This window comes from Streptosporangium sp. NBC_01755 (assembly GCF_035917995.1).
Taxonomy (GTDB): Bacteria; Actinomycetota; Actinomycetes; order Streptosporangiales; family Streptosporangiaceae; genus Streptosporangium.
Genome location: NZ_CP109131.1, coordinates 1,145,764 through 1,166,447, shown reverse-complemented (window position 1 = coordinate 1,166,447; position 20,684 = coordinate 1,145,764). Strand labels below are relative to the sequence as shown.

Sequence of the window (20,684 nt, the reverse complement as noted above, 5' to 3'; positions counted from 1 at the left end):
ATTTACATGGATATGTGTACCTTGCGGCTTGCGGTCGGTCGGCAAGCCGTGTTTTCGGCGACACTGTGAGTGACCTCTCTAGAGAGATACAGGCATATACCGCTATCTAGGCAAATGGTGATCTCCCGCGGACCATGGCGGTCGTGGGGAGTCAGCGTGAGGCCCGTGAGCCGCCGTGGTGACCGGGTCCGGCGGGCACGATCCCGCCCCGGTGCCGCCGCCCCGAGACCCCGCAGCCCCTCGGCAGTGGTGTGCCGTGGCCGCCGCATGGCTGAACAGTGACCATCCCGAGGCCGCGCTGGAGGCCGCCCGCAGGGCGCTGGACCTCGACCCCCGATCCGAGTCGGGGGCCGACTGGGGATACCGCCTCGCCAGCCTCGCGTTCGAGCGGCTCGGCCGCGACGCGGAGGCGGTGGCCGCCGCCGAGGAGGCCGTACGCCTCGCGCCGGGCTCCTGGGCCGCGCGGATGCGCCTGGGGGCGGCACTGCGCAGGGTGCCGGGCCGCTGACGCGAGTCACGGGCGCAGGCGGCACAGGGAAGGGTGTGGCCACCGGTGCGGCACCGGTCGGAGCTAGCTACCTCGAACGTGGATTCATCCATTCTCGTCCACATATCTGATCGTGCCCGCGCGACGGCGTGGCGCGACGCTCAGGCACGCGCAAACGTCCCCCCGGTGCGATATAACCGGGGGCGGACCGGGGAGGCGTGATGCGGGAATCCAGCAGGGCCCGGCCGGCGGGGCGCGCGGCCGCACGGGATCTGTTCGAGCGGGTGCGGCTGGGCTACTTCCGGCTCTCGCCGCCTCTGCGCAGACTGATCTACGTCGCGGTGCTGGTCGGAGCGGTCGTGCTGGCGTTCGGGCTCGGCTGGCCGGCGCTCAACACGTTCTTCGTCACGCTGACGCTGCTCGGCTTCGCGGCGCTGACCCTGAGCTTTCCCCGCGCCGCCGCCACCCTGCTCGTGGTGCTCGCCTGGCTGGCGGTTCTGATGATCTTCCAGGGCGCGTCCGGCTGGAACTCGCCGATCCCGACGGCGCTGATGATCCTCGCCCCTGTGGTGGCCGGCGTGGCCCACCTCATCCGCTGGGTTCCCCCGTGGGTGAGCACGGCCATGGCGCTGGTGCCCGCCGGACTGGTGGCCGTCCTGCTCGGCGTGGTCATCACCGGGTTCGTGCCCGCCGTCGCCATCTGGGCCGCGTACGCCGTGGCGGCCGGGGTGCTCGTCCAGCGGTTCCTCCAGGCCCGCCGGGTGCGAGTGGCGCTGGCGGCGGAGGAGCGTGGCCAGGCCGGGCTCAGGGGCCGCGGGGGCGGGGCGCCCGCTCCCGCCGCCGCGACCGGCGAGCGGGACGCGCCGCCGCCCATCTCGGTGGAGGAGGCGCTCGGAGAGCTGGACGCCATGATCGGCCTGGCCCCGGTGAAGGAGCAGGTGCGCTCGATCGCCGCCTCGATCGAGGCGGCCAGGCTGCGCAGGGAGGCCGGATACTCCACCGAGCCGCCGATGCGGCACTTCGTGTTCGTCGGCCCCCCGGGCACCGGCAAGACCAGTGTGGCCAGGACCGTCGCGAAGATCTTCTATGCCTTCGGCCTGCTGGAGACCCCCTACGTGGTCGAGGCCCAGCGGGCCGACCTGGTGGGGGAGTTTCTCGGCGCCACCGCGATCAAGACGAACGAGCTGGTCGACCGGGCGCTCGGCGGCGTGCTGTTCGTCGACGAGGCGTACAGCCTGATCAACTCCGGTGACGGCCAGCCGGACAGGTTCGGCGCGGAGGCCGTGCAGACGCTGCTCAAGCGGGCCGAGGACGACCGCGACCGGCTGGTCGTCATCCTGGCCGGATACGAGAAGGAGATGGCCACCTTCCTGTCGTCCAACCCCGGCCTGTCCAGCCGGTTCGCAAGCCGGGTCCGCTTCCCCAGCTACGCCCCCGACGAGCTGCTCCAGATCACCGAGCTGCTGCAGCGGCGCCGGGGCGACCGGATGTCGCCGGAGGCCGTGCCCGCGCTGCTCGCCCGATTCGAGGACATCCACCGGCGCGCGATAGTCGACGACCTGGGCAACGCCCGGTTCGTCCGCAGCCTCGTGGAGGCCGCCGCGCAGGCGAGGGACGTGCGCGTGGTGGGGGCGGGCGGCGCGCCCACCACCGAGGACCTGGTCACCACGGTCCCGGGCGACGTCGTCAAGGCCTTTGACGAGCTCACCGCCCGCTACCGGGGCTACCAGGCCACGCCCACTCTTGAGGAGGCGCTGGCAGACCTCGACCGTATGGCGGGTCTCGAGCCGGTCAAACGGCAGGTGCACGCGATCGCCGCGCAACTCAGAGTGGCCAAGATGCGCCAGGAGCGGGGACTGCCGACCCCGACGCAGATGCGGCACTTCGTCTTCGCCGGGCCGCCGGGTACCGGAAAGACCACGGTGGCACGCATCCTGGGCCGTGTCTTCGCCGCGCTCGGCCTGCTCGCCCAACCGGACGTGGTGGAGGCCCAGCGGGCCGACCTGGTCGGCCAGCACCTCGGCGCCACCGCGATCAAGACGAACGAGCTGGTCGACCGGGCGCTCGGCGGGGTGCTGTTCGTCGACGAGGCCTACGGCCTGGTCAACTCCGGCTACAGCGGGGGTGACGCCTTCGGCACCGAGGCCGTGCAGACGCTGCTCAAGCGGGCCGAGGACGACCGCGGCCGGCTGGTGATCGTCCTGGCCGGATACGAGCGGGAGATGGACGCCTTCCTGTCGTCCAACCCCGGCCTGGGCAGCAGGTTCAGCCAGCGGGTGCGGTTTCCCTCGTACTCCTCCGAGGAGCTCACCGAGATCGCGGTGCTGCTCGCCGACTCCTCGGGCGACAGGTTCGACGACGACGCCCGGCGTGACCTGGCCGAGGTCTTCACCTGGGTCTGCGACGAGGGTCTGATCGACGGTCTGGGCAACGGCAGGTTCGCGCGCTCGCTCTTCGAGCGCGCGGCGATGCGCAGGGACGTCCGCCTGGCCGCCCTGGGCGGTGCCACCGCCACCGCGGCCGATCTGACCACCATCACCAGCATCGACCTGCGCGCCGCCGTGGACGAACTCTCCGGAAAGTGATTCCGGGCCCGACCGGCGCCATCGTTCACCGAGATCCCTCCGATTCGGTACGCTATGCAGCCCATCGGTCGCCGAGTGTAGCAAGATGGTCACCGACAGCGGCGGGGCTCCGGAGGAGGAAAGATGACGGGATTCCTTGCCCGCAGGCTGCTCAACTACCTGGTGCTGATCGTCGTGGCCACCAGCCTCGCCTACATGCTGGCGGCCTCCACGCTCGACCCGCGATCCAACTATGAGGGCCGCAACCCTCCGATTCCCCCCGCGGTCGTCGACGCGCGCCTCACCGAGCTCAACCTCAACGACCGCACCCCGCTGTTCGAGCGCTACCTGACCTGGGTGGGTGCCCTCACCCGAGGCGACTTCGGCAGGACGGTGGCCGGAGGCTCGGTCGGCGACGACCTCGGGCGCCGGATAGGCGTCACCCTGCGCCTGATCACGGTCGGGCTTCTCGTCGGCAGCGTCACCGGCGTGCTCGTCGGTGCCTACGCCGCGGTCAAGCAGTACGGCGCCTTCGACCGGCTCTCGACGGGTCTTTCCTTCGTCGTCCTCGCGGTCCCCACGGTGGTGCTGGCCAACATCCTGATCATCGCCGCGGTCCGGTTCAACGAGGCCGTCGGCACCCAGATCCTCCTCGTCAGCGGAGAGGCGACCCCCGGGCTCCAGGGCGGGGTCGCCGCCGCCGCGGTCGATCGGATCCAGCATCTGCTGCTGCCCACGCTGTCGCTCTCGCTCGGCCTGGCCGCCGTCTACAGCCGCTACCAGCGCAACATGATGCTCGATGTGCTCGGCGCCGACTTCATCCGCACGGCCATGGCCAAGGGGCTGAGCCGCCGCGCCGCGCTGACCCGGCACGCACTGCGCACCGCGCTGATTCCGGCGGTCACCTACTTCGCCTTCACCTTCGGGGCGCTGCTGGTCGGCACCACCTTCACCGAGAAGATCTTCGGCTGGCACGGCATGGGAGAGCAGCTGGTCGACTCGATCTCCACCAACGACATCAACACCGTCGCCGCGATCAGCTGCTTCGCCGCGCTGGCGGTGCTGCTGGCCGCGCTGGCCTCCGACGTGCTGCACGCCGTCCTCGACCCGCGCGTCCGGGTGGGGTGAGCCGGAGATGAGCATCGCGGAGGAGGAGCTCACCGAACAGCGGGCGTCCGTCGACAGGATCAAGGCGCCCTCGCGGCTGCGGGTGGTCATGGGCCGCCTCCTGCGCTCGGGCCGGGGCCGGATCGGCTTCGTGCTCCTCGTGCTGATCTTCCTGCTGGCCTTCGCCGGCCCCTACCTCACCCGCTGGACCTACACCGCCAAGGACTTCACGGCCTTTCTCGCGCCGCCGTCGGCCGAGCACTGGTGGGGGACCCTGCAGACCGGTGCCGACGTGTACGCGGTCACGCTGCGTGGCATGCGCAGGTCCCTGGTCGTCGGCCTGCTCGCCGCGGTGGTCGGCACCGCGCTCGCGGCCGTGGTGGGGGCCTTCGCCGGATACTTCGGGAGCTGGACCGATCGTTCACTGACCTGGGTGACCGACCTGCTGCTCGTGCTTCCCGCCTTCCTGATCCTGGCGATCATGTCCCCGCTCTTCGCCGGGGGACAGTGGCCGATGTTCGTGCTGGTGCTGGCGCTCTTCCTCTGGATGGTGACCTCGAAGATCGTCCGGAGCATGACCATCTCGCTCAGGGAACGGGAGTTCATCCACGCGGCCAGGTTCATGGGCGTGCCGCCGACAAGGATCATCTTCCGGCACATCATTCCCAACATGTCCTCGCTGCTGGTCGTCGACGCCACGCTGAACGTCAGCGCCGCGATCCTCACCGAGACGTCCCTCTCCTACTTCGGCTTCGGCATCCAGCCGCCGGACGTCTCGCTGGGCAGCCTCATCGCCGACGGCGCCCAGACGGCGCTCTACGCCCCCTGGACGTTCTGGTTCTGCGCGGGCCTGTTGATCGTCACCGTGCTCGCGGTGAACCTGGTCGGCGACTCCCTGCGCGACGCCTTCGACCCCACGGCCCGCAGGAGTGGGTGAGCGGATGACCAGCGAGCGAACCGCGGGCGCGAGATCCCGGATCGGCCGGACCGGCGGGCGCGGCGCCGGGGCCGACCCCCTGTCGATGGGGGCCGGTCCCGTGCTCACCGCCCCGGTGCTCGAGGTGCGCGACCTCGACGTCACCTTCGGCCCGGGCCCTGGAGCGGTTCGCGCGGTCCGGGGGATGGGCTACGCGGTCCGTCCGGGCGAGGTGCTCGGGATCGTCGGTGAGTCCGGCTCCGGCAAGTCGGTCACCTCGCTGGCCGTGATGGGGCTGCTCCCGCCGCACGCCCACGTCACCGGGTCGGTGCGGCTGCGAGGGCAGGAGATCCTGGGGGCCCCGGAGAGGACGCTCACCACGTTCCGCGGTAAGAGCATCTCGATGGTCTTCCAGGACCCGCTCTCCGCGCTCACCCCCGTCTACCGGGTCGGTGACCAGATCGCCGAGGCGGTCCGCGTCCACCAGCGGATCGGCGCCGAGCAGGCCGCCAGGCGCGCGGTCGAACTGCTCGACCTGGTCGGCATCCCCGACGCCGCGCAGCGCGCCAGGGCGTTCCCGCACGAGTTCTCCGGCGGCATGCGCCAGCGCGTGATGATCGCGATGGCGATGGCCAACGACCCCGACGTGATCCTCTGTGACGAACCGACCACCGCGCTCGACGTGACCGTCCAGGCTCAGGTGCTGGAGGTGCTGAAGACGGCGCAGCGGGAGACGGGCGCGGCGATCGTCATCATCACCCACGACCTGGGGGTGGTGGCCGGGTTCGTCGACCGGGTCCTCGTCATGTACGCCGGGCGCCCCGTCGAGGTCGGCTCGGTGGACGAGGTCTACTACCGCACCCGCATGCCGTACACCATGGGCCTGCTCGGTTCGATCCCGCGCCTCGACCGCGGCCGGGAGCGGCCGCTGGTGCCCATTGCGGGAAACCCGCCGTCACCTGCGGCGCTGCCGCCGGGCTGCCCGTTCGAGCCGCGTTGCCCGATCGCCGTCCCGGCGTGCGCCGAGGCCGAACCCGAGCCGGTGCAGGTGGGGTCGCCCGGCCACCTCGCGGCGTGCATACGCTCCGGTGAGATCGAGGCGAAGGGCTGGTCACCCGCCCAGGTCTACGGTGTGCGTGCCATCGCCGGGGAGGCGGCGGTCCGCCCGGTCTCCGGTTCCGTCCCCGCTTCCCCCGTCGGGGAGCGGCCACGGCCGCGTGGCGAGCGTGAGGTGGTCCTGGCGGTCGACGGCCTGGTCAAGCACTATCCCCTGGTGAAGGGGAGGCTCCTGCGGCGGCGGGTCGGCACGGTCCGCGCGGTGGACGGTGTCAGCTTCGACGTCCGCGAAGGCGAGACGCTCGGCCTGGTCGGGGAGTCGGGCTGCGGCAAGACGACCACCCTGATGGAGATCCTCGAACTGGCCGCACCACAGGGCGGTGCGATCACGGTGCTGGGCCGCGACACCTCGCGGATGAGCGCCCGTGACCGGATGGCCGTCCGGCGCGACATGCAGGTCGTCTTTCAGGATCCGCTGGCCTCGCTCGACCCGAGGATGACCGTCTACGACATTCTCGCCGAGCCACTGCGCGCGCACGGCAGCCGTGACCCTGGGCCGAGGGTCCGCGAGCTGCTCGGCCTGGTCGGCCTGGAGGCCGGTCACGCCGCCCGTTATCCGCAGGACTTCTCCGGGGGCCAGCGCCAGCGCATCGGCATCGCCCGCGCTCTTGCCCTGGAGCCCCGGCTGGTCGTGCTGGACGAGCCGGTCTCGGCGCTCGACGTGTCCATCCAGGCCGGGGTGCTCAATCTGCTGGAGGAGCTGAGGACCCGCCTGGGCCTGTCGTACCTGCTCGTGGCGCACGATCTGGCCGTGGTCCGGCACGTCGCGGACCGGGTCGCGGTCATGTATCTCGGCAGGATCGCCGAGATCGGGCAGGTCGGCCGGGTGTACGACGCTCCGATGCACCCCTACACGCGGGCACTGCTGTCGGCGATCCCGCTGCCGGATCCGATCATGGAACGTTCCAGGAGGCGCGTCCTGCTGGAGGGGGACCTGCCAAGCCCCGCCGATCCCCCCTCCGGCTGTCGCTTCCGCACCCGCTGCCCCCTGTTCAGGTCCCTCGACGAGACCGTCAGAAGGCGTTGTGTGGACGAGGAACCCCAGGTGCGCCGGCTAGGAGACGACCACGGAGTCTCATGTCACTTCGCCGAGAGGCTCGACGCCTGATGATCCAGTCGAGTGCCCTTCCGTTCGCCCAGTCGTATCCTCCGGGGAGGAAAACAGTGACATCGATCCGGCGCGTGGGCGCGCTCGCCACCGCGCTGGCCGTGGTCCTGGCGGTCTCGCCGGTTCTGACCGGCTGCGATGGCAGGGGCGGGACGGGGAGCGGGTCCACCTCGGCGATCAAGGCCTACGACGTCAACCCTGTCGCCCGTGACCGGGTCGTGGACGGAGGGGTGCTCCGCTGGGGGCTCAACGAGTATCCGTCCAACTGGAACCTCAACCATGTCGACGGCAACCTGGCGACGGTCAAGAAGGTCATGGACGCCCTCATGCCCTCGCCGTTCCGCTCCGACGCCAAGGGGCAGATCTCCCCGAACACCGACTACCTGTCGGCGGGCAGGGTCACCTCGGACGGCCCCAAGCAGGTCGTCACACTGACCCTCGACCCGCGTGCCAAATGGTCCGACGGCACCCAGATCACCTGGGAGGACTACCGTGCCCAGTGGCAGGCGATGAACGGTCGCAACGGCGACTACCGGGTGGCCGGCACCACCGGCTACCAGGACATCGAGAAGGTGACCAGGGGTAAGGACGCCCACCAGGTCGTGGTGACCTTCGCCAAACCCTTCGGTGACTGGCAGTCGCTGTTCGCGCCGCTGTACCCCCGAAGCACCAACGCCACCCCGGAGGCGTTCAACAACGCCTGGCTGAACCGCGTCCCGGTGACCGCCGGCCCGTTCAGGTTCGTCTCGTTCGATCCGACCGCCAAGACCGTCACCATCGCCAGGGACGACCACTGGTGGGGAGAGCGGGCCAAGCTGGACCAGATCATCTACCGCTCCCTGGAGAGCGACGCACTGGTCGGAGCCTTCAGCAACGGTGAGCTCGACACCTTCGACATCGGTCCGTCCGCGCCCGACTACGCGCGCGCCAAGGCCACCCCGGGCGCGATCGTACGGCAGGCGGCCGGACCCGACTTCCGGCACATCACGATGAACGGCGAGAGCGCCGTCCTGTCCGACCCGAGGGTCCGCAGGGCCGTGGCGACGGGTATCAACCGCCAGGCCATCGCCCAGTCCGACCTTCAGGGCCTCGACTGGCCGATCGTCCTGCTGAACAACCACTTCTTCATGAACACCCAGGAGGGCTACCGGGACAACGCAGGTGAGATCGGCAGGTACGACCCCGGTGCGGCCGGGCGGGAGCTGGACGACGCGGGCTGGAAGCGGGAGGGGCGGATCCGCAGGAAGGACGGCAGGGAGCTGAACCTGCGCTTCGTCCTGCCGTCCAGCCTGCAGCTCACCAAGTCCGAGGCCGAACTCGTCCAGGACATGCTCGCCCAGATCGGTGTCGGGGTCACTCTCCAGTCGGTACCCACCGACGACTACTTCACCAAATACATAATTCCCGGCAATTACGACATCACTGCTTTCGCGTACATGGGCACGCCGTTTCCCGTCTCCAGCGCCTACGGCCAGTACGCCGACGCCACCAGGCGCCCGGACGACACCGGGCAGTGGAACGCCAACCTCGGCCGCATCGGCTCCCCGCAGATCGACGCCGCCATGAACAAGGCGACCGCCGCCCTCGACGCCGGCCGTGCCATCGCCGACACCAACGCCGCCGACAAGCTCATCTGGCAGGCGGTCAACGTGGTGACGCTCTACCAGCGGCCACAGAACGTCGCGGTCAAGAGCACCGTCGCCAACTTCGGCGCCCGCGGCTTCTACGACCTGAGATACCAGGACATCGGCTTCACCCGGTGACGCGGTCGTGTCTGCCGGCGGAGGTGCCCGCCGAGGCCCTCGCAGCCGAGACCGAGCGGGTGTCCGGGCTGCTGCGCTGATGGCTCCGGCTTCGAAAGCCGTCACAACCAGGACTTCCGTGGCCGAAAGCCGAACCCCGTGCCCGAAGGCCCTCCCCCCGGATCCGGTGGAGAGCGGTTCAGCCGCGGCGGAAGCGTATCCGGTCGCCGGGGCGGAGCTGGGCGGCCTCGGCAAGGCTCGCCGAGGTCAGGACGGCGATGACCGGGTAGCCGCCGGTCGGCGGGTGGTCGGCGAGGAACACGATCGGCTGGCCGCTGGGCGGCACCTGGACGGCCCCGGCCACCATGCCCTCGCTGGGCAGCTCCCCGTCCCGGGCCCGTTCCAGGCGGGCACCGCGCATTCGCACGCCCACCCGGTTGCTGTCCTGGCCGACCTCGTACGGCTCCGCACACAGGGTGGTCAGGGCTCCGGGGACGAACCAGTCGTCCCGGGGACCCGGCAGGAGACGCAGGACGCCCGCTCCGAGTTCCGGCGAGGGCGCCGCGTCCACGGTGATCGGCGGCAGGCCGTCCGTCGGTCCCACGGGCAGAACCGTTCCGGCACGGAGCGGGGGAGGGCCGAGCCCGGACCGTGAGTCGGTCGACCGGCTCCCCATCGTGACGGGGGCGTCGAGACCTCCCCGGACGGCGACGTAGGTGCGCAGACCGGTTTCGGGCGTCCCCGCGCGCAGTTCGCCGCCCGCGGGCACCCAGAAAGGCGCGCACACCCCCTGCGGGGCCATCACACCGGGAGTCGCGTCGTCCGGGGCCGTCCCGCGCGGTCGTAGGAGATCCAGCGGGCAGGCGGCCCCGGTGACGGCGACCCAGGCACCGGCGGTGAAGCGCAGCCGGGCGCCGCCGAGGGTCAGCTCGATTCCCGCGGCGGCCTCCGGGTTGCCGACCAGGCGGTTGGCCAGCCTCAGGCTCGGCTCGTCCGCGGCACCCGAGCGGGGCACCCCGAGATGGGCGTACCCGGGCCGGCCGAGATCCTGCACCGTGGCGTACGGACCCGGTGCGATCACCTCGATCATGGCCCGCCGACCGACAGGAAGCGCACCCGGGTCCCCGGCGTGAGCAGGGCGGGCGGGTCGGCGGTCACGTCCCATACCGCCGTCGTGGAGCGGCCGAGCAGCCGCCACCCGCCGGGGGAGGCCGAGGGGTAGACCGCCGAGTAGGGGCCGGCGACCGCCACGGCTCCGGCGGGCACCGAGGTTCGCGGGGTGTCCAGCCGTGGGACGCGCAGCGCCGGATCCAGCCCCGTGAGGTAGGCGAACCCGGGGGCGAAGCCCAGCCAGCCCACCACCAGTTCCCGCCCGGTGTGCCGTTCGACCACCTCCCGGGGGGAGAGGCCGCTCAGCGCGGCCACCTCGTCGAGGTCCGCCCCGTCGTACACGACGGGGAGGGTGACGGCCGGTGCGGGCGTGGCGGTGCTCGCGCCGACGGTGGCCTCCGTCTCCAGCAGGCGAAGGAGCCGGTCCCGCAGACGCGTCAGGTCGGCCCCCGGGGCGGTGACGAGGACCGTGGTCGGGCCGGGCACGATCTCCACCACCCCGGTCGGCCGATCGGCCCGCAGCAGGGCGTCCAGCCGGTGGGAGACCTCCAGGGAGCCGGTCTCCACCAGCAGAGACCGCTCCCCGGCCGGTCGGATCACCGTCGGCCCCTCAACTGAAGGACCTCAGCGTCACCCCGGCGTCCACCAGGCCGTCGCGGACGGCCCGGGCCATCAGCACGGCGCCGGGGGTGTCGCCGTGGACGCAGATCGAGCGCGCCTCGACGGGGACCAGCGAGCCGTCCACCGCCTCGACCACCCCCTCGGTCACCATCCGCACCGCACGGGCGGCGACCGTACCGGGGTCGTGCAGCACGGCGCCGGGGGAGCGGCGGGAGACCAGTGTTCCGGCACCGGTGTAGGCACGGTCGGCGAAGGCCTCGACGACCGTGCTGACCCCCTCCCTGGCGGCGATCTCGTGGACGGCCGAGTCGGGCAGGGTCAGCAGCGGCAGGCTCCGGTCATAGTCGGCGACCGCCGCCACGACGGCCTCGGCCTGCTCGGGGTCGCGGCAGATCCGGTTGTACAGCGCGCCGTGCGGCTTGACATAGGAGACCTGGCCGCCCATCGCCCTGGCGATGCCGTCCACCGCCCCCAGCTGGTAGAGCACCTCGGCGCAGAGCTCCTCCGGGTCGACGTCCATCTCGCGGCGGCCGAACCCGGCCAGGTCCCGGTAGGACACCTGGGCGCCGATCGCCACCCCCCGGTCGACCGCCGCCGCGCACGTGCGGCGGATGGTCAGCGGATCACCGGCGTGGAATCCGCAGGCGATGTTGGCACTGGTCACCAGGTCGAGCAGGGCCGCGTCGTCGCCCAGCCGCCAGATCCCGAAGCCCTCACCCAGATCGGCGTTGAGATCGATCATCATGGCTCACCTACACCGGAGGCTCGTCGGGAATGTCCGCGATGTCGTCGAGAGCGATGGCCAGCTCCTCGGGGTCGTCGCCGATGCGCTCGGCGATCTCGATCAGCACGTGCAGCACGTCGTGCCGGTCGTGGCCCAGGTCCAGCAACCGCTGTGCGGCCTCCCAGAGTTGCGGCGGGTCGCCCTCCCACAGCCGGGCGGCGATCTCCTCGTGCCAGGCGAGGTGCTCGTCGTGGCCGGGCCGGGTGATCTCGCCCACGTGGTCGATGCCCAGCAGGATCCGCCGGTCGGTGTCGTCCGCGGGGTTGAGCAGGCCGAGCTGGATCTCGCCGTGTGTGCCCTGCAGAAAAGGGAACGCGAACACCCGCCTGGCCAGTGCCGACAGGTCGCCGTCCGGAAGCAGCCGGTCGAGCAGGCCGCGGTCGAGCCCGAAGGTCGTCGGATCGCGGTAGGACTCGGCGAACTTGCCCGTCGCCTCCCAGACCGCGTCGAGCGTGGCCCGCAGCCCTTCGTCCGGCAGCCCGGTCCGGCCGGCGGCGAAACGCGCCCAGGCGCCCAGCACGTGCGGCACCGCCTCCTGCTCGGCGGTGCTGAGCATCACCTTGCGCGGCAGCCAGTCGAGAAGGAACGTCTCGCACTTGGTCGGGCTGACCCGCAGTGGGCGGCCGAAATCCTGGTCGCAGCCGTAGTCGATGATGTGATCGGCGCATCGGGAGGCCGCCGAGGGGTCGGACAGGTGCTCGGCCGCGTCCGAGGAGAGGAACTCGGCGGCCAGCATCGCCCGGCGGTCGCGGCTGTAGGGGGCCTCGCTGTGCAGCGGGGCCGGCCGCTTCCGGCCGGGCGGCAGCGCCTTGATCCGGGACCTGGCGAAGGCGTGGTAGGCGCTGTAGCTGTCGCTGACCGGAGCGGTCGTCTTGCGGTGGCCGTACTCCACGGTGGCCTTCATCGCCGATTCGAGCAGCGCCCGGGCCTGCTGCGGCTCGATCTGGCCGAACCTGAGCATAGGGTTGTCCTCAGCCTCGGCCCTGGCCTGCTCCAGCAGCTTGTCGACGTGCGATGAGACCCAGGCGTCGCGGGCGATGCCGCGCATGTTGTAGTCGACGATCATGACCAGCGCATGCCGGTCCTCGCCGCTGTCGGCACCCCGGTAGCCGAAGGTGCACACCACCGTGTCCTGGTCGCCGTAGGCGTCGCGGGAGACGAAACAGCCGGTCGTCTTGACCGCGCCCAGCCGGTCGGCCCAGCGGGGCCTGGCCACGCCGCGCTCCATGAGCGCCAGCGCGGCGCCCTCCGCCTTGGCTGCCTGGCGGGCCGTGCCGAGGTAGGCCAGCGCGATCAGCAGGGTGAGCGCGGCGGGAGAGCCGGCCTTGGCCGCGTAGTCGACCAGACCCTCGCCGAGGACCTGTTCGGCGTCCCCGCGTTTCAGCCGGCGCCCCCACCAGGCTCCGACCATGTCGGAGACCATGAGTTCGGCGTCCAGTGGGCTGCGGACGGCCAGCAGCTCGCGAGCGGCGAGCAACATCTCGGAGAAGACCGCCTCAGGGGACTGGCTCTCCCTGGGGTCTCGACGGTGTCGCCGACTCAAGCAGTCTCAGCCTCCCCCGTCGGCCGCGTGAGCTCATCGCGGTCGTCGCCGTGCGGATTGGCCCGCCCGCTTCGCTCGCTCACGTCCCAACCTTCTCGCATTCCCGGTCCAAACGGTGCGTAGAAGACGGCCGGGTTCCCCGATGTTACCGGGGACCGCGGGGCGGCGGCGCGGAGTTGACAAGGGCGAGCAGATGCTCGCGGGCTACACGCTCGACGATCTCGGGCGTCGTCTCGATGCCGAGGTGCTCTGCGCAGGCGCAGACCTCGGCCACGCACTTGCCGACGGTGTCGACAGGGACGGTCAGGAACTCGGCGGCCAGGTGAGATGTCATCGGCTCGTGGTGGGTCGTCGAAGGCCCGGTGAAGCGGGTGGCGAGAACGGGCATGGATGTCGCATTCCTCCGGAGTTTCCCGGGAGCATCCCCCGGATGTGTTCGGCGGGGACGTGCGTTCTCATTCCACAACTTATCTCGGGAGTGTCAACCCTCAGCGCCGTGATATGGGAAGCTGACCCCGTATCTTGACTGAATCCTGCAACGGTGGAGTAAGCGAGTGTCCCCGAAGAGGGGGCCGAATTGACGGCGAGTCAGTAGCCTGATCTCGCCTGCAAGCCCGACGGAGATGAGGTGGGCAGTTGCCGGGACGGTCCGGCGCGATCCTGCTAGGGTCCTGGCCGCAAACGTTCGAAGGCGCAACGCCGACTGGTCGCCGCCCGTACGGGAGCCCCGGCGTGTCGGCCCGGGGGTTCCGGTCATCGGAGCGGCGGCGTTCCCGGGGTGTGCTGACCGCATCTTGGGCAGGGCTTCCGTCCGCACCTGCCCATCGCCGATGATGTACTCCAGGATCCGGTCCCCCGGAGCCGCGCTACGCCAATTCGCAAGTTTGGAGATGTGCCTCGTGGGAGACCCTGGCACGCGACGGAGGTGCCGACCATGAGCGCCGAAACCTCCGTGCCCCGTCCCCGGGAGTCGGGTGTGGACATCTCAGACTCCGGCCTGTTGCAGGGCTTGCTGTCCCAGTCGCCGTTCGCCTTCGCGTTCTTCGACCCCGGTGGTCGCTTCGAGCGTGTCGACGAGGTCTTCGCCAACGTGGTCGGCCTGCCCGCCGAGCGCCTGGTCGGCCGGGCACCCGGAGAGCTGCTCTCCGCCGACCTGACCGCCCTGATCGAGGGCTCGGTGCGGAGCATGGTCGCGGGATCCGCGGTCGAGGGCGATCAACGGATCCGGGTGCGCACCGCCGGCGGCGAGACCCACCACTGGTCGCTGACGTTCTCCCCGGTCCACGACGACAAGGGCACGTTGCGCGCGATCTGCCTGGTCGGCGTCGACATCACCGACAGCAGGCAGGTCGAGGAGGATCTCAGGCGCAGCGAGGAGCGATATCGCTCGCTGGTCGAGGCCCAGTCCCAGCTTGTCTGGATCACCGCGCCCAACGGCGTCGTGGAGGAGGACGCGCCGCAGTGGCGGGCCATCACCGGTCAGGGGCTGGAGGAGTACCTGACCCACGGCTGGCTGGAGGCCGTCCACCCGGACGACCGCCCGCACACCGAGGAGGCGTGGCGCGAGGCGCTGCGCGGCCGGATCATGTTCGAGTGGAGCTACCGGGTCCGCACCCGGGCCAGCGGCTACCGGCACTTCGAGGTGCGCGCCGTCCCGATCATCCGGCACAACCGGGTCGTCGAGTGGGTGGGAGCCAACACCGATGTCACCCCGCAGCGCGAGGCCGAGGAGATGCGGGGCCGCCTGACCGACCAGCTCGGCGCCGCTGCCCTGCGGACCGCGCGGTTGCAGGGCGCCACGGCGCTGCTCGCCGAGGCGCTCACCGTCGAGCAGGTGGTCCAGGTCATCATCGACGTGGGTCGTACGGCGCTGGCCGCCGACCGGTCGGCCGTGGCGCTGCTCGACGTCGACCGGGCCGCGCTGAAGCTGGTCAACAGCGGCGGCATCCCCGACATTCCGGGCGCGCCCGGTGAGGAGATCCCGCTGTCGCACTCCAGCGTGATGACCATGGCGGTCAACAGCCGGCGCCCGGTCTTCGCCGAGTCGCCGGACAGCCTGCGGTCCCAACTGGTCGACGCGGGCGGCGATGACGAGAGCATCACAGGTTTCATCACCCACAGTGACGAGCGAGCCTGGGTGGGCCTGCCGTTGCTGGCCGCGGGCCGCGCGCTCGGGGCGCTGAGGTTCTCCTTCACCCGCCCGCAGAAGATCTCCCAGGAAGACGGGGTGTTCCTGGAGGCACTCGCGGGGCAGTGCGCCCTCGCCGTGGAGCGGGCCACCCTGTTCGAGCGCGAGCACCGCACCGCCGAGACGCTCCAGCGCAGCCTGCTGCCCGACCGCCTGCCGGTGGTCAGAGGTCTGGTCCTCGCCCAGCGGTTCCGCTCGGGAAGCCGCCACGTGCAGGTCGGCGGCGACTGGTACGACGCGTTCGTGCTCCAGGACGGCCGGGTCGCGGCGGTGGTCGGCGACGTCATGGGCAAGGGGGTCAAGGCCGCGGCGGGGATGGGCCGCATCCGCAACGCCATGCGGGCCCTGGCGTTGACCAACCCGCCGCCCGCGGCGGTTCTCACCGGCCTCGACCGGGTCTTCGAGGCAACCGAGGAGGAGGAGCAGGTCACGACCCTCGCCTACATGGTCGTCGAGCCCGGCACCGGAGAGGGCACGCTGGCGCTCGCCGGTCACCCGCCGCCCCTGCTGGTCTCCCCGGAGGGCGTGCCGATCCTGTGCGACGGCGAGCCGGGCACCCCACTGGGCTGGCCCACGAGTCGCAGGCAGTTCAGGTTCTGTGTCCCACCGGGCCACACCGCCGTCCTGTATTCGGATGGTCTGGTGGAGAACCGGAAGCGTGGTCTCGATGCCGGGCTTGCTGATCTTTGCTCTGTTGTGACCGAAGCCCCGGCTGAAGTGGTCGGAAGCCCTCACATGTTGCTAGATTTCCTTGTCGACCGCATGTTGTCCGGGTATGAGCAGGATGACGATGTCACGGTGCTCGCGATTCACGTTCCCCCCGCCACGAAGAGTGACTGAATGAAACAGTCATAACGGTTGCTTTCGGGTATCGGTGCCTCGCTTCCGTACGCACTACTCTCTTGGTCGGCCTAGGGTGGAGGGCAACCGCCAGGAGGCGGCCGTATGGATCACGGTGTCATGCCACAATGCTGGACAGGTGCGTCGCGGTTCGCGCGGCCTCGCTAATCACAACTAGAGGCAGAAGTGCCCCTGGTTGGGCATCTGGGTCCATTCTCGTCTCGCTTTCCTTCGAGAGGTGTTCGTGTCGCCTGCAAGTTCGACTCGCTCGAAGCCATCCGAGCTGAACGAGCCCGTCATTCAGCAGCTGATGGAGCGGGGGCGCTCGCAGGGGTTCCTCGAGTCCGAGGATGTCCGCAAGGCCGTCGAGGAAGCGGACATTCCGATGGCGCAGGTCGCTGGAATCCTGCGAAGCCTCAGCAAAGAGGGCATCACCGTACGGCTGACTGCCGAGGACTCCGCGGCTCCCAAGAAGTCCCGCACTCCGCCCAAGCGCCGCGCTGCCCCGGCCGCGCCCGCCGCCGTCAAGAAGACCAAGACCGCCGCTGCGGCCAAGGAGCAGCCGGAGACCGTCACCGCGGTCGTCGGCGGCTCCGAGCTCGCGGCCGCGGCCAAGAAGCCCGCCCCGGCTGCCAAGAAGCCGGCGGCGCCGGTCAAGAAGGTCGCCCCGGCTGCCAAGAAGCCGGTTCCCACTCCGCCGAAGAAGGCCGGTTCCGAGGTCGCCGCTCCGGCTCCCGCGTCCGAGTCGAAGTCGCTCGCCGGCGATGACGACGAGGTCGTCGACCTCGAAGACGTCGAGATCGAGGACTTCGAGCTGGAGGCCGTCGCCGAGGTCGAGGTCGAGGTCGAGGTCGAGGTGGAAGCCGAGGTCGAGGCCGAGGCCGAGGAGGAGCCCAAGGTCGAGGCCGTCGAGGTCAACGAGGACGAGGTCCTCATCCTCTCCGATGACGACGATGACGCCCCGGTGCCGCAGGTTGCCGCCGCCGGCGCCACCGCCGACCCGGTCAAGGACTACCTCAAGCAGATCGGCAAGGTTCCCCTGCTCAACGCGGAGCAGGAGGTCGAGCTCGCCAAGCGGATCGAGGCCGGTCTGTTCGCCGAGGAGCAGCTGGGAACCGACGGCGAGAGGCTCCCGGTCGACGTCCGCGCCGAGCTGGAGTGGATCGCCGAGGACGGCCGCCGGGCCAAGAACCACCTGTTGGAGGCCAACCTCCGCCTCGTGGTCTCGCTGGCCAAGCGCTACACCGGCCGCGGCATGCTCTTCCTGGATCTGATTCAGGAGGGCAACCTGGGCCTGATCCGCGCGGTGGAGAAGTTCGACTACACCAAGGGTTACAAGTTCTCCACCTACGCCACGTGGTGGATCCGGCAGGCGATCACCCGTGCCATGGCCGACCAGGCGCGGACCATCCGCATCCCGGTCCACATGGTCGAAGTGATCAACAAGCTGGCCCGCGTCCAGCGGCAGATGCTCCAGGATCTGGGGCGCGAGCCCACCCCCGAGGAGTTGGCCCGCGAACTCGACATGACCCCCGAGAAGGTCGTCGAGGTCCAGAAGTACGGTCGCGAGCCGATCTCCCTGCACACCCCGCTGGGTGAGGAGGGAGACAGTGAGTTCGGTGACCTCATCGAGGACTCCGAGGCCATCGTCCCCGCCGACGCGGTCAGTTTCACGCTCCTGCAGGAGCAGCTCCACTCCGTTCTGGACACGCTGTCCGAGCGCGAGGCGGGCGTGGTCTCGATGCGTTTCGGCCTGACCGACGGCCAGCCGAAGACGCTGGACGAGATCGGCAAGGTTTACGGGGTGACGCGCGAGCGCATCCGGCAGATCGAGTCCAAGACCATGTCCAAGCTCCGTCACCCGTCCCGGTCGCAGGTCCTGCGTGACTATCTTGACTGAGATCTCCTGAGAGGGATTTCTTGACAGAGGGCCCGCACTGTCCGGTGCGGGCCCCGCGTCGTTAACGCGGGCTTAACAGGTCGGTAGCGCGGAGCGTGAAACGCACTTCTAGGCTGCCGCCTCATGGGTGTGGCCGAAGTTGACAGTATTCGCGCCCGGAGGCTTCGGGTGATCGTCGATCGTCCGTGGGCGGACGCGATGCTCGACGATGCGGTCGCCGCTGTGTGCCGAAGGGTGTTCGAGCCCGGTACGATCACGCTCGGCGCGGCCCGCGGCGATCCGGAGAGCCGCGCGCTCAGGGTCGAGGCGCTGGCCAGGGCGGCCGTCGGCCACAGCGGTGCCATCGAGGCGCTGGCGGTCCGCGACCGGGCCAACCCCGACCTGTGGCTCTGGCTCGGGCGTACCCGTATCGAGGAAGCCTGGGCGATCAAGCCGGATGTCAAGGCCCGGGCCGTGCAGGCGCAACGCCTGCAGGCGTTCCAGGCGGCCATGGAGAGGGCCAGGCAACCGCTCTTCACCGCGGCGGCGCTCGTGCCGTCCGATCCGGTGCCCTGGGAGTCGATCATGTGGCTCTTCCTCGGCCTCGATCGGCCGCGCTGGGAGAAGGACGCGGTCTGGTTTGAAACCGCTCGCCGTTATCCGACGCTGTTCCCCGCCAATGTGGCCAGGCTCATGACGTTGTCCCCGGCCTGGGGTGGCAGCGCCCAGGAAATGCTGGAGTTCGCCAGGCAGGCCGTGTCGTGGGCGCCTGACGGGGATCCGATGGCAGCCCTGCTGCCGCTGGCCCACTTCGAGCAGGTGGCCGCCGAGCGGTCGCCGATGTCGCGCGGCGGCTGGTTCTCGGACGAGGCGTTGCGCGAGGTCGTCTCGCACGCGGGCCGCTGGCTGGGCAACGACGGCCATCCCCGGTCGATCGAGGCGCACAACCTGTTCGGGGCCGCCTTCTACCTGACCGACCTGCGTAGGCCCGCTCGTGGGCACCTGATGCGTACGGGGGGCAGGGTCAGCCGGTTGCCGTGGTCCTATCTGGGTGATCCCGCCCAGCAGTTCCAGCGGGCCTGCGGTCGGCTCCACCTTGTCCCGGTGTGAACGGGGCACCGGGGCACGGTCGTTCACCTCGGGTTCAGCGCTCGCCGCCTCTCCCGACGCGAGGACGTGAGGGAAATGTGGTGAAAATCACACCGTAACGTTGAGTGTCCATGACCGTCTCCCCGCGGGCGGTGGACAGAGAGTGACGGAGTGTCCAAGGTGGTCCAGGACCTTCGCGAGCTCATCGGGGCTTTGCGGATCGACGCCCCCCTCCAGCAGCGAGCGGGCGATCACGCCGCGGGTGGCCTTCGCCATGTGACTGACGACCTTCCCCTCCTTGAGCACCCGCACCGCCACTGCCCTGCCGCCCGGCTGCCACGCCGCCGCGTAGGTGCTGGAGCGCAGATCAACGACCAGGCCGGGCTCGGCGTCGAGCAGCGGGGTGACCGATCGGCGCCAGAAGGCACCAAGACCGCCCAGCGGCGGCAGTCTCGTCCCCATCGACAGCCGGTACGGTGGCACACGGTCGCCGACCCGCAGCAAACCCCAGAGGCCGGAGAAGATCAGCAGCCTCTCCGAGGCCCGTGCCCCGGCCTCGGGGGACAGCGAGGCAAGGTGAAGGTTGTCGTAGAGCACACCGGTGTACAGGTCGGCCGCGGCCAGCGTGGGCGCGGTCCGCAGGAGCAGGTTCCTGCCGATCTCACCGGCCTGTCCTGGCGACAGTCCGAGCACCTCCCGCGCGGCGGGACCCTCGCACAGAGCGGTCAGCGCGTCCAGGACGAGTTGTCTGGACGTGCCGAGAGAGGGGAAGCTCAACCGGGACAGGTCGAGGGCGGGGCCGTCACCCTGCGCGGCCTTCCCCTCGGACGGAGGCAGCAGAATCAGCACAGTCACCGAGCGTAGTGCGGCGATCGAGGGTTAGGATCCTGCAGCATGATCGATGAGGTCTTCGACCGGTTGGTCGACCAGGCCTGGCCGGCGATCCACCGGGTGGACGCGGGAGGCTGGACCCCGCGTGCCGCGGATAAGGTGACCAAGCGGGCCAACGCATACGCCTCGCTTGGCGGAAAGGCCGTGGGGCGGGGCGTGGTCCAGGGGGAGTGGTTCGGGATCTACTCCATGGCCGTGGTGCCGCATGCGCGGCGCAGGGGTCACGGACGGAAGGTGTTATGTGCCCTGCTCACACATGCGCGAGAGCAGGGCACACCGCGGGCATATTTAGTGGTGGTGGAGTCGAACACGGTGGCCAGGACGCTCTACGAGCGCCACGGCTTCACAGTGGCGGCCCGATATCACTATCGGGTCCGATGATGGCTCCGACCGTCTGGTTATCGTTCGTCGTTGCCTGCCGTTGCCGGAGCGTCGCTGAGACGCGCAGACTCGTCCTGGATGTTGGCGCCCTTGTCTCTCAGCACGGCTACGTGCTGACGCCCGTGGTGGGCGCAGAACAGCAGCTCCCCACCTACGGGCAGGGTTGCGCGGATGTAGGCCTGGGCGCCGCACCGGTCACAGCGGTCCGCAGCGGTCAGCTGCTTGGCGGGGGCGAGGGTTCCAGTCACGTATCGCCTTTCAGGTCATCCCCTGAGGTGGAGGATCTGGCGTCAGTCACTTGAGAGAACATCTAACCCG

The 20,684-nt window shown here is 70.3% G+C and carries 17 protein-coding genes; 10 read left to right on the top strand and 7 right to left on the bottom strand.

All coding sequences use genetic code 11. The annotated features are described in order from the left end of the window. Positions 1-256: 256 nt before the first annotated feature. From OG884_RS04945 to OG884_RS04920, 6 genes are all read left to right on the top strand, one after another. Positions 257-508: a tetratricopeptide repeat protein gene (locus OG884_RS04945; protein ID WP_326642584.1), complete on the top strand. Its 252-nt coding sequence runs from the start codon at positions 257-259 to the stop codon at positions 506-508. 200 nt (positions 509-708) lie between these two features. Further along, entirely contained in the window at positions 709-3,072 is a 2,364-nt protein-coding gene (locus OG884_RS04940) for an AAA family ATPase (protein ID WP_326642582.1), read from the top strand. A 123-nt stretch (positions 3,073-3,195) separates the two neighbouring features. Continuing rightward, positions 3,196-4,179 (top strand): ABC transporter permease, encoded by a 984-nt coding sequence (locus OG884_RS04935; protein ID WP_326642580.1) that lies wholly within the window; start codon positions 3,196-3,198, stop codon positions 4,177-4,179. A gap of 7 nt (positions 4,180-4,186) precedes the next feature. Beyond that, positions 4,187-5,095, top strand: coding sequence for an ABC transporter permease (locus tag OG884_RS04930; protein ID WP_326642579.1), 909 nt, complete (start codon positions 4,187-4,189; stop codon positions 5,093-5,095). Between the two features lie 85 nt (positions 5,096-5,180). Next, the gene (locus OG884_RS04925; protein WP_326646861.1) at positions 5,181-7,298 is read left to right on the top strand and encodes an ABC transporter ATP-binding protein; all 2,118 of its coding nucleotides are present in this window, start codon (positions 5,181-5,183) and stop codon (positions 7,296-7,298) included. Between the two features lie 56 nt (positions 7,299-7,354). Continuing rightward, complete coding sequence (locus tag OG884_RS04920) at positions 7,355-9,061, top strand: ABC transporter family substrate-binding protein (RefSeq protein ID WP_326642577.1); 1,707 nt, start codon at positions 7,355-7,357, stop codon at positions 9,059-9,061. Between the two features lie 178 nt (positions 9,062-9,239). On the opposite strand, the gene OG884_RS04915 is transcribed toward OG884_RS04920, so the two are convergent. The 5 genes from OG884_RS04915 to OG884_RS04895 form a co-directional block, all read right to left on the bottom strand. Beyond that, entirely contained in the window at positions 9,240-10,130 is an 891-nt protein-coding gene (locus OG884_RS04915; protein WP_326642575.1) for a biotin-dependent carboxyltransferase family protein, read from the bottom strand. After that, a complete protein-coding gene (locus OG884_RS04910; protein ID WP_326642573.1) occupies positions 10,127-10,750 on the bottom strand; it encodes a 5-oxoprolinase subunit B family protein in 624 nt (207 codons plus the stop codon). Before OG884_RS04910 ends, OG884_RS04915 begins: the two co-directional genes overlap by 4 nt. 10 nt (positions 10,751-10,760) lie before the next feature. Next, a complete protein-coding gene (locus tag OG884_RS04905; protein WP_326642571.1) occupies positions 10,761-11,516 on the bottom strand; it encodes a LamB/YcsF family protein in 756 nt (251 codons plus the stop codon). Positions 11,517-11,523: 7 nt separating this feature from the next. After that, positions 11,524-13,035, bottom strand: a complete 1,512-nt coding sequence (locus OG884_RS04900) for a hypothetical protein (RefSeq protein WP_326646860.1) — start codon at positions 13,033-13,035, stop codon at positions 11,524-11,526. A 208-nt stretch (positions 13,036-13,243) separates the two neighbouring features. Next, on the bottom strand, positions 13,244-13,486 hold the full coding sequence (locus tag OG884_RS04895) for a hypothetical protein (RefSeq protein WP_442811634.1): 243 nt from the start codon (positions 13,484-13,486) through the stop codon (positions 13,244-13,246). A gap of 546 nt (positions 13,487-14,032) precedes the next feature. Here OG884_RS04895 and OG884_RS04890 point away from each other — a divergent pair. The 3 genes from OG884_RS04890 (at position 14,033) to OG884_RS04880 (ending at position 19,115) form a co-directional block, all read left to right on the top strand. Further along, positions 14,033-16,126: a SpoIIE family protein phosphatase gene (locus OG884_RS04890; protein ID WP_326642569.1), complete on the top strand. Its 2,094-nt coding sequence runs from the start codon at positions 14,033-14,035 to the stop codon at positions 16,124-16,126. A gap of 244 nt (positions 16,127-16,370) precedes the next feature. Further along, positions 16,371-18,026 (top strand): RNA polymerase sigma factor, encoded by a 1,656-nt coding sequence (locus OG884_RS04885; RefSeq protein ID WP_326642567.1) that lies wholly within the window; start codon positions 16,371-16,373, stop codon positions 18,024-18,026. Positions 18,027-18,194: 168 nt separating this feature from the next. Beyond that, on the top strand, positions 18,195-19,115 hold the full coding sequence (locus tag OG884_RS04880) for a hypothetical protein (protein WP_326642565.1): 921 nt from the start codon (positions 18,195-18,197) through the stop codon (positions 19,113-19,115). An 87-nt stretch (positions 19,116-19,202) separates the two neighbouring features. Here the strand turns inward: OG884_RS04880 and OG884_RS04875 are convergent, their stop codons facing one another. Next, positions 19,203-19,943: a YaaA family protein gene (locus OG884_RS04875; protein WP_326646858.1), complete on the bottom strand. Its 741-nt coding sequence runs from the start codon at positions 19,941-19,943 to the stop codon at positions 19,203-19,205. A gap of 45 nt (positions 19,944-19,988) precedes the next feature. Here OG884_RS04875 and OG884_RS04870 point away from each other — a divergent pair, with 45 nt between their 5' ends. Further along, a complete protein-coding gene (locus OG884_RS04870) occupies positions 19,989-20,366 on the top strand; it encodes a GNAT family N-acetyltransferase (protein WP_326642563.1) in 378 nt (125 codons plus the stop codon). Between the two features lie 17 nt (positions 20,367-20,383). Here OG884_RS04870 and OG884_RS04865 read toward each other — a convergent pair whose 3' ends face one another. Next, the gene (locus OG884_RS04865; protein ID WP_030920243.1) at positions 20,384-20,614 is read right to left on the bottom strand and encodes a DUF7455 domain-containing protein; all 231 of its coding nucleotides are present in this window, start codon (positions 20,612-20,614) and stop codon (positions 20,384-20,386) included. Positions 20,615-20,684 lie beyond the last annotated feature (70 nt).

Coding starts and splice junctions, on each gene's coding strand:
- OG884_RS04930 (WP_326642579.1), top strand. CDS start 4,187: ATGAGCATCGCGGAGGAGGAGCTCACCGAACAGCGGGCGTCCGTCGAC.
- OG884_RS04915 (WP_326642575.1), bottom strand. CDS start 10,130: ATGATCGAGGTGATCGCACCGGGTCCGTACGCCACGGTGCAGGATCTC.
- OG884_RS04935 (WP_326642580.1), top strand. CDS start 3,196: ATGACGGGATTCCTTGCCCGCAGGCTGCTCAACTACCTGGTGCTGATC.
- OG884_RS04870 (WP_326642563.1), top strand. CDS start 19,989: ATGATCGATGAGGTCTTCGACCGGTTGGTCGACCAGGCCTGGCCGGCG.
- OG884_RS04905 (WP_326642571.1), bottom strand. CDS start 11,516: ATGATGATCGATCTCAACGCCGATCTGGGTGAGGGCTTCGGGATCTGG.
- OG884_RS04890 (WP_326642569.1), top strand. CDS start 14,033: ATGAGCGCCGAAACCTCCGTGCCCCGTCCCCGGGAGTCGGGTGTGGAC.
- OG884_RS04940 (WP_326642582.1), top strand. CDS start 709: ATGCGGGAATCCAGCAGGGCCCGGCCGGCGGGGCGCGCGGCCGCACGG.
- OG884_RS04925 (WP_326646861.1), top strand. CDS start 5,181: ATGGGGGCCGGTCCCGTGCTCACCGCCCCGGTGCTCGAGGTGCGCGAC.
- OG884_RS04895 (WP_442811634.1), bottom strand. CDS start 13,486: ATGCCCGTTCTCGCCACCCGCTTCACCGGGCCTTCGACGACCCACCAC.
- OG884_RS04900 (WP_326646860.1), bottom strand. CDS start 13,035: ATGTTGCTCGCCGCTCGCGAGCTGCTGGCCGTCCGCAGCCCACTGGAC.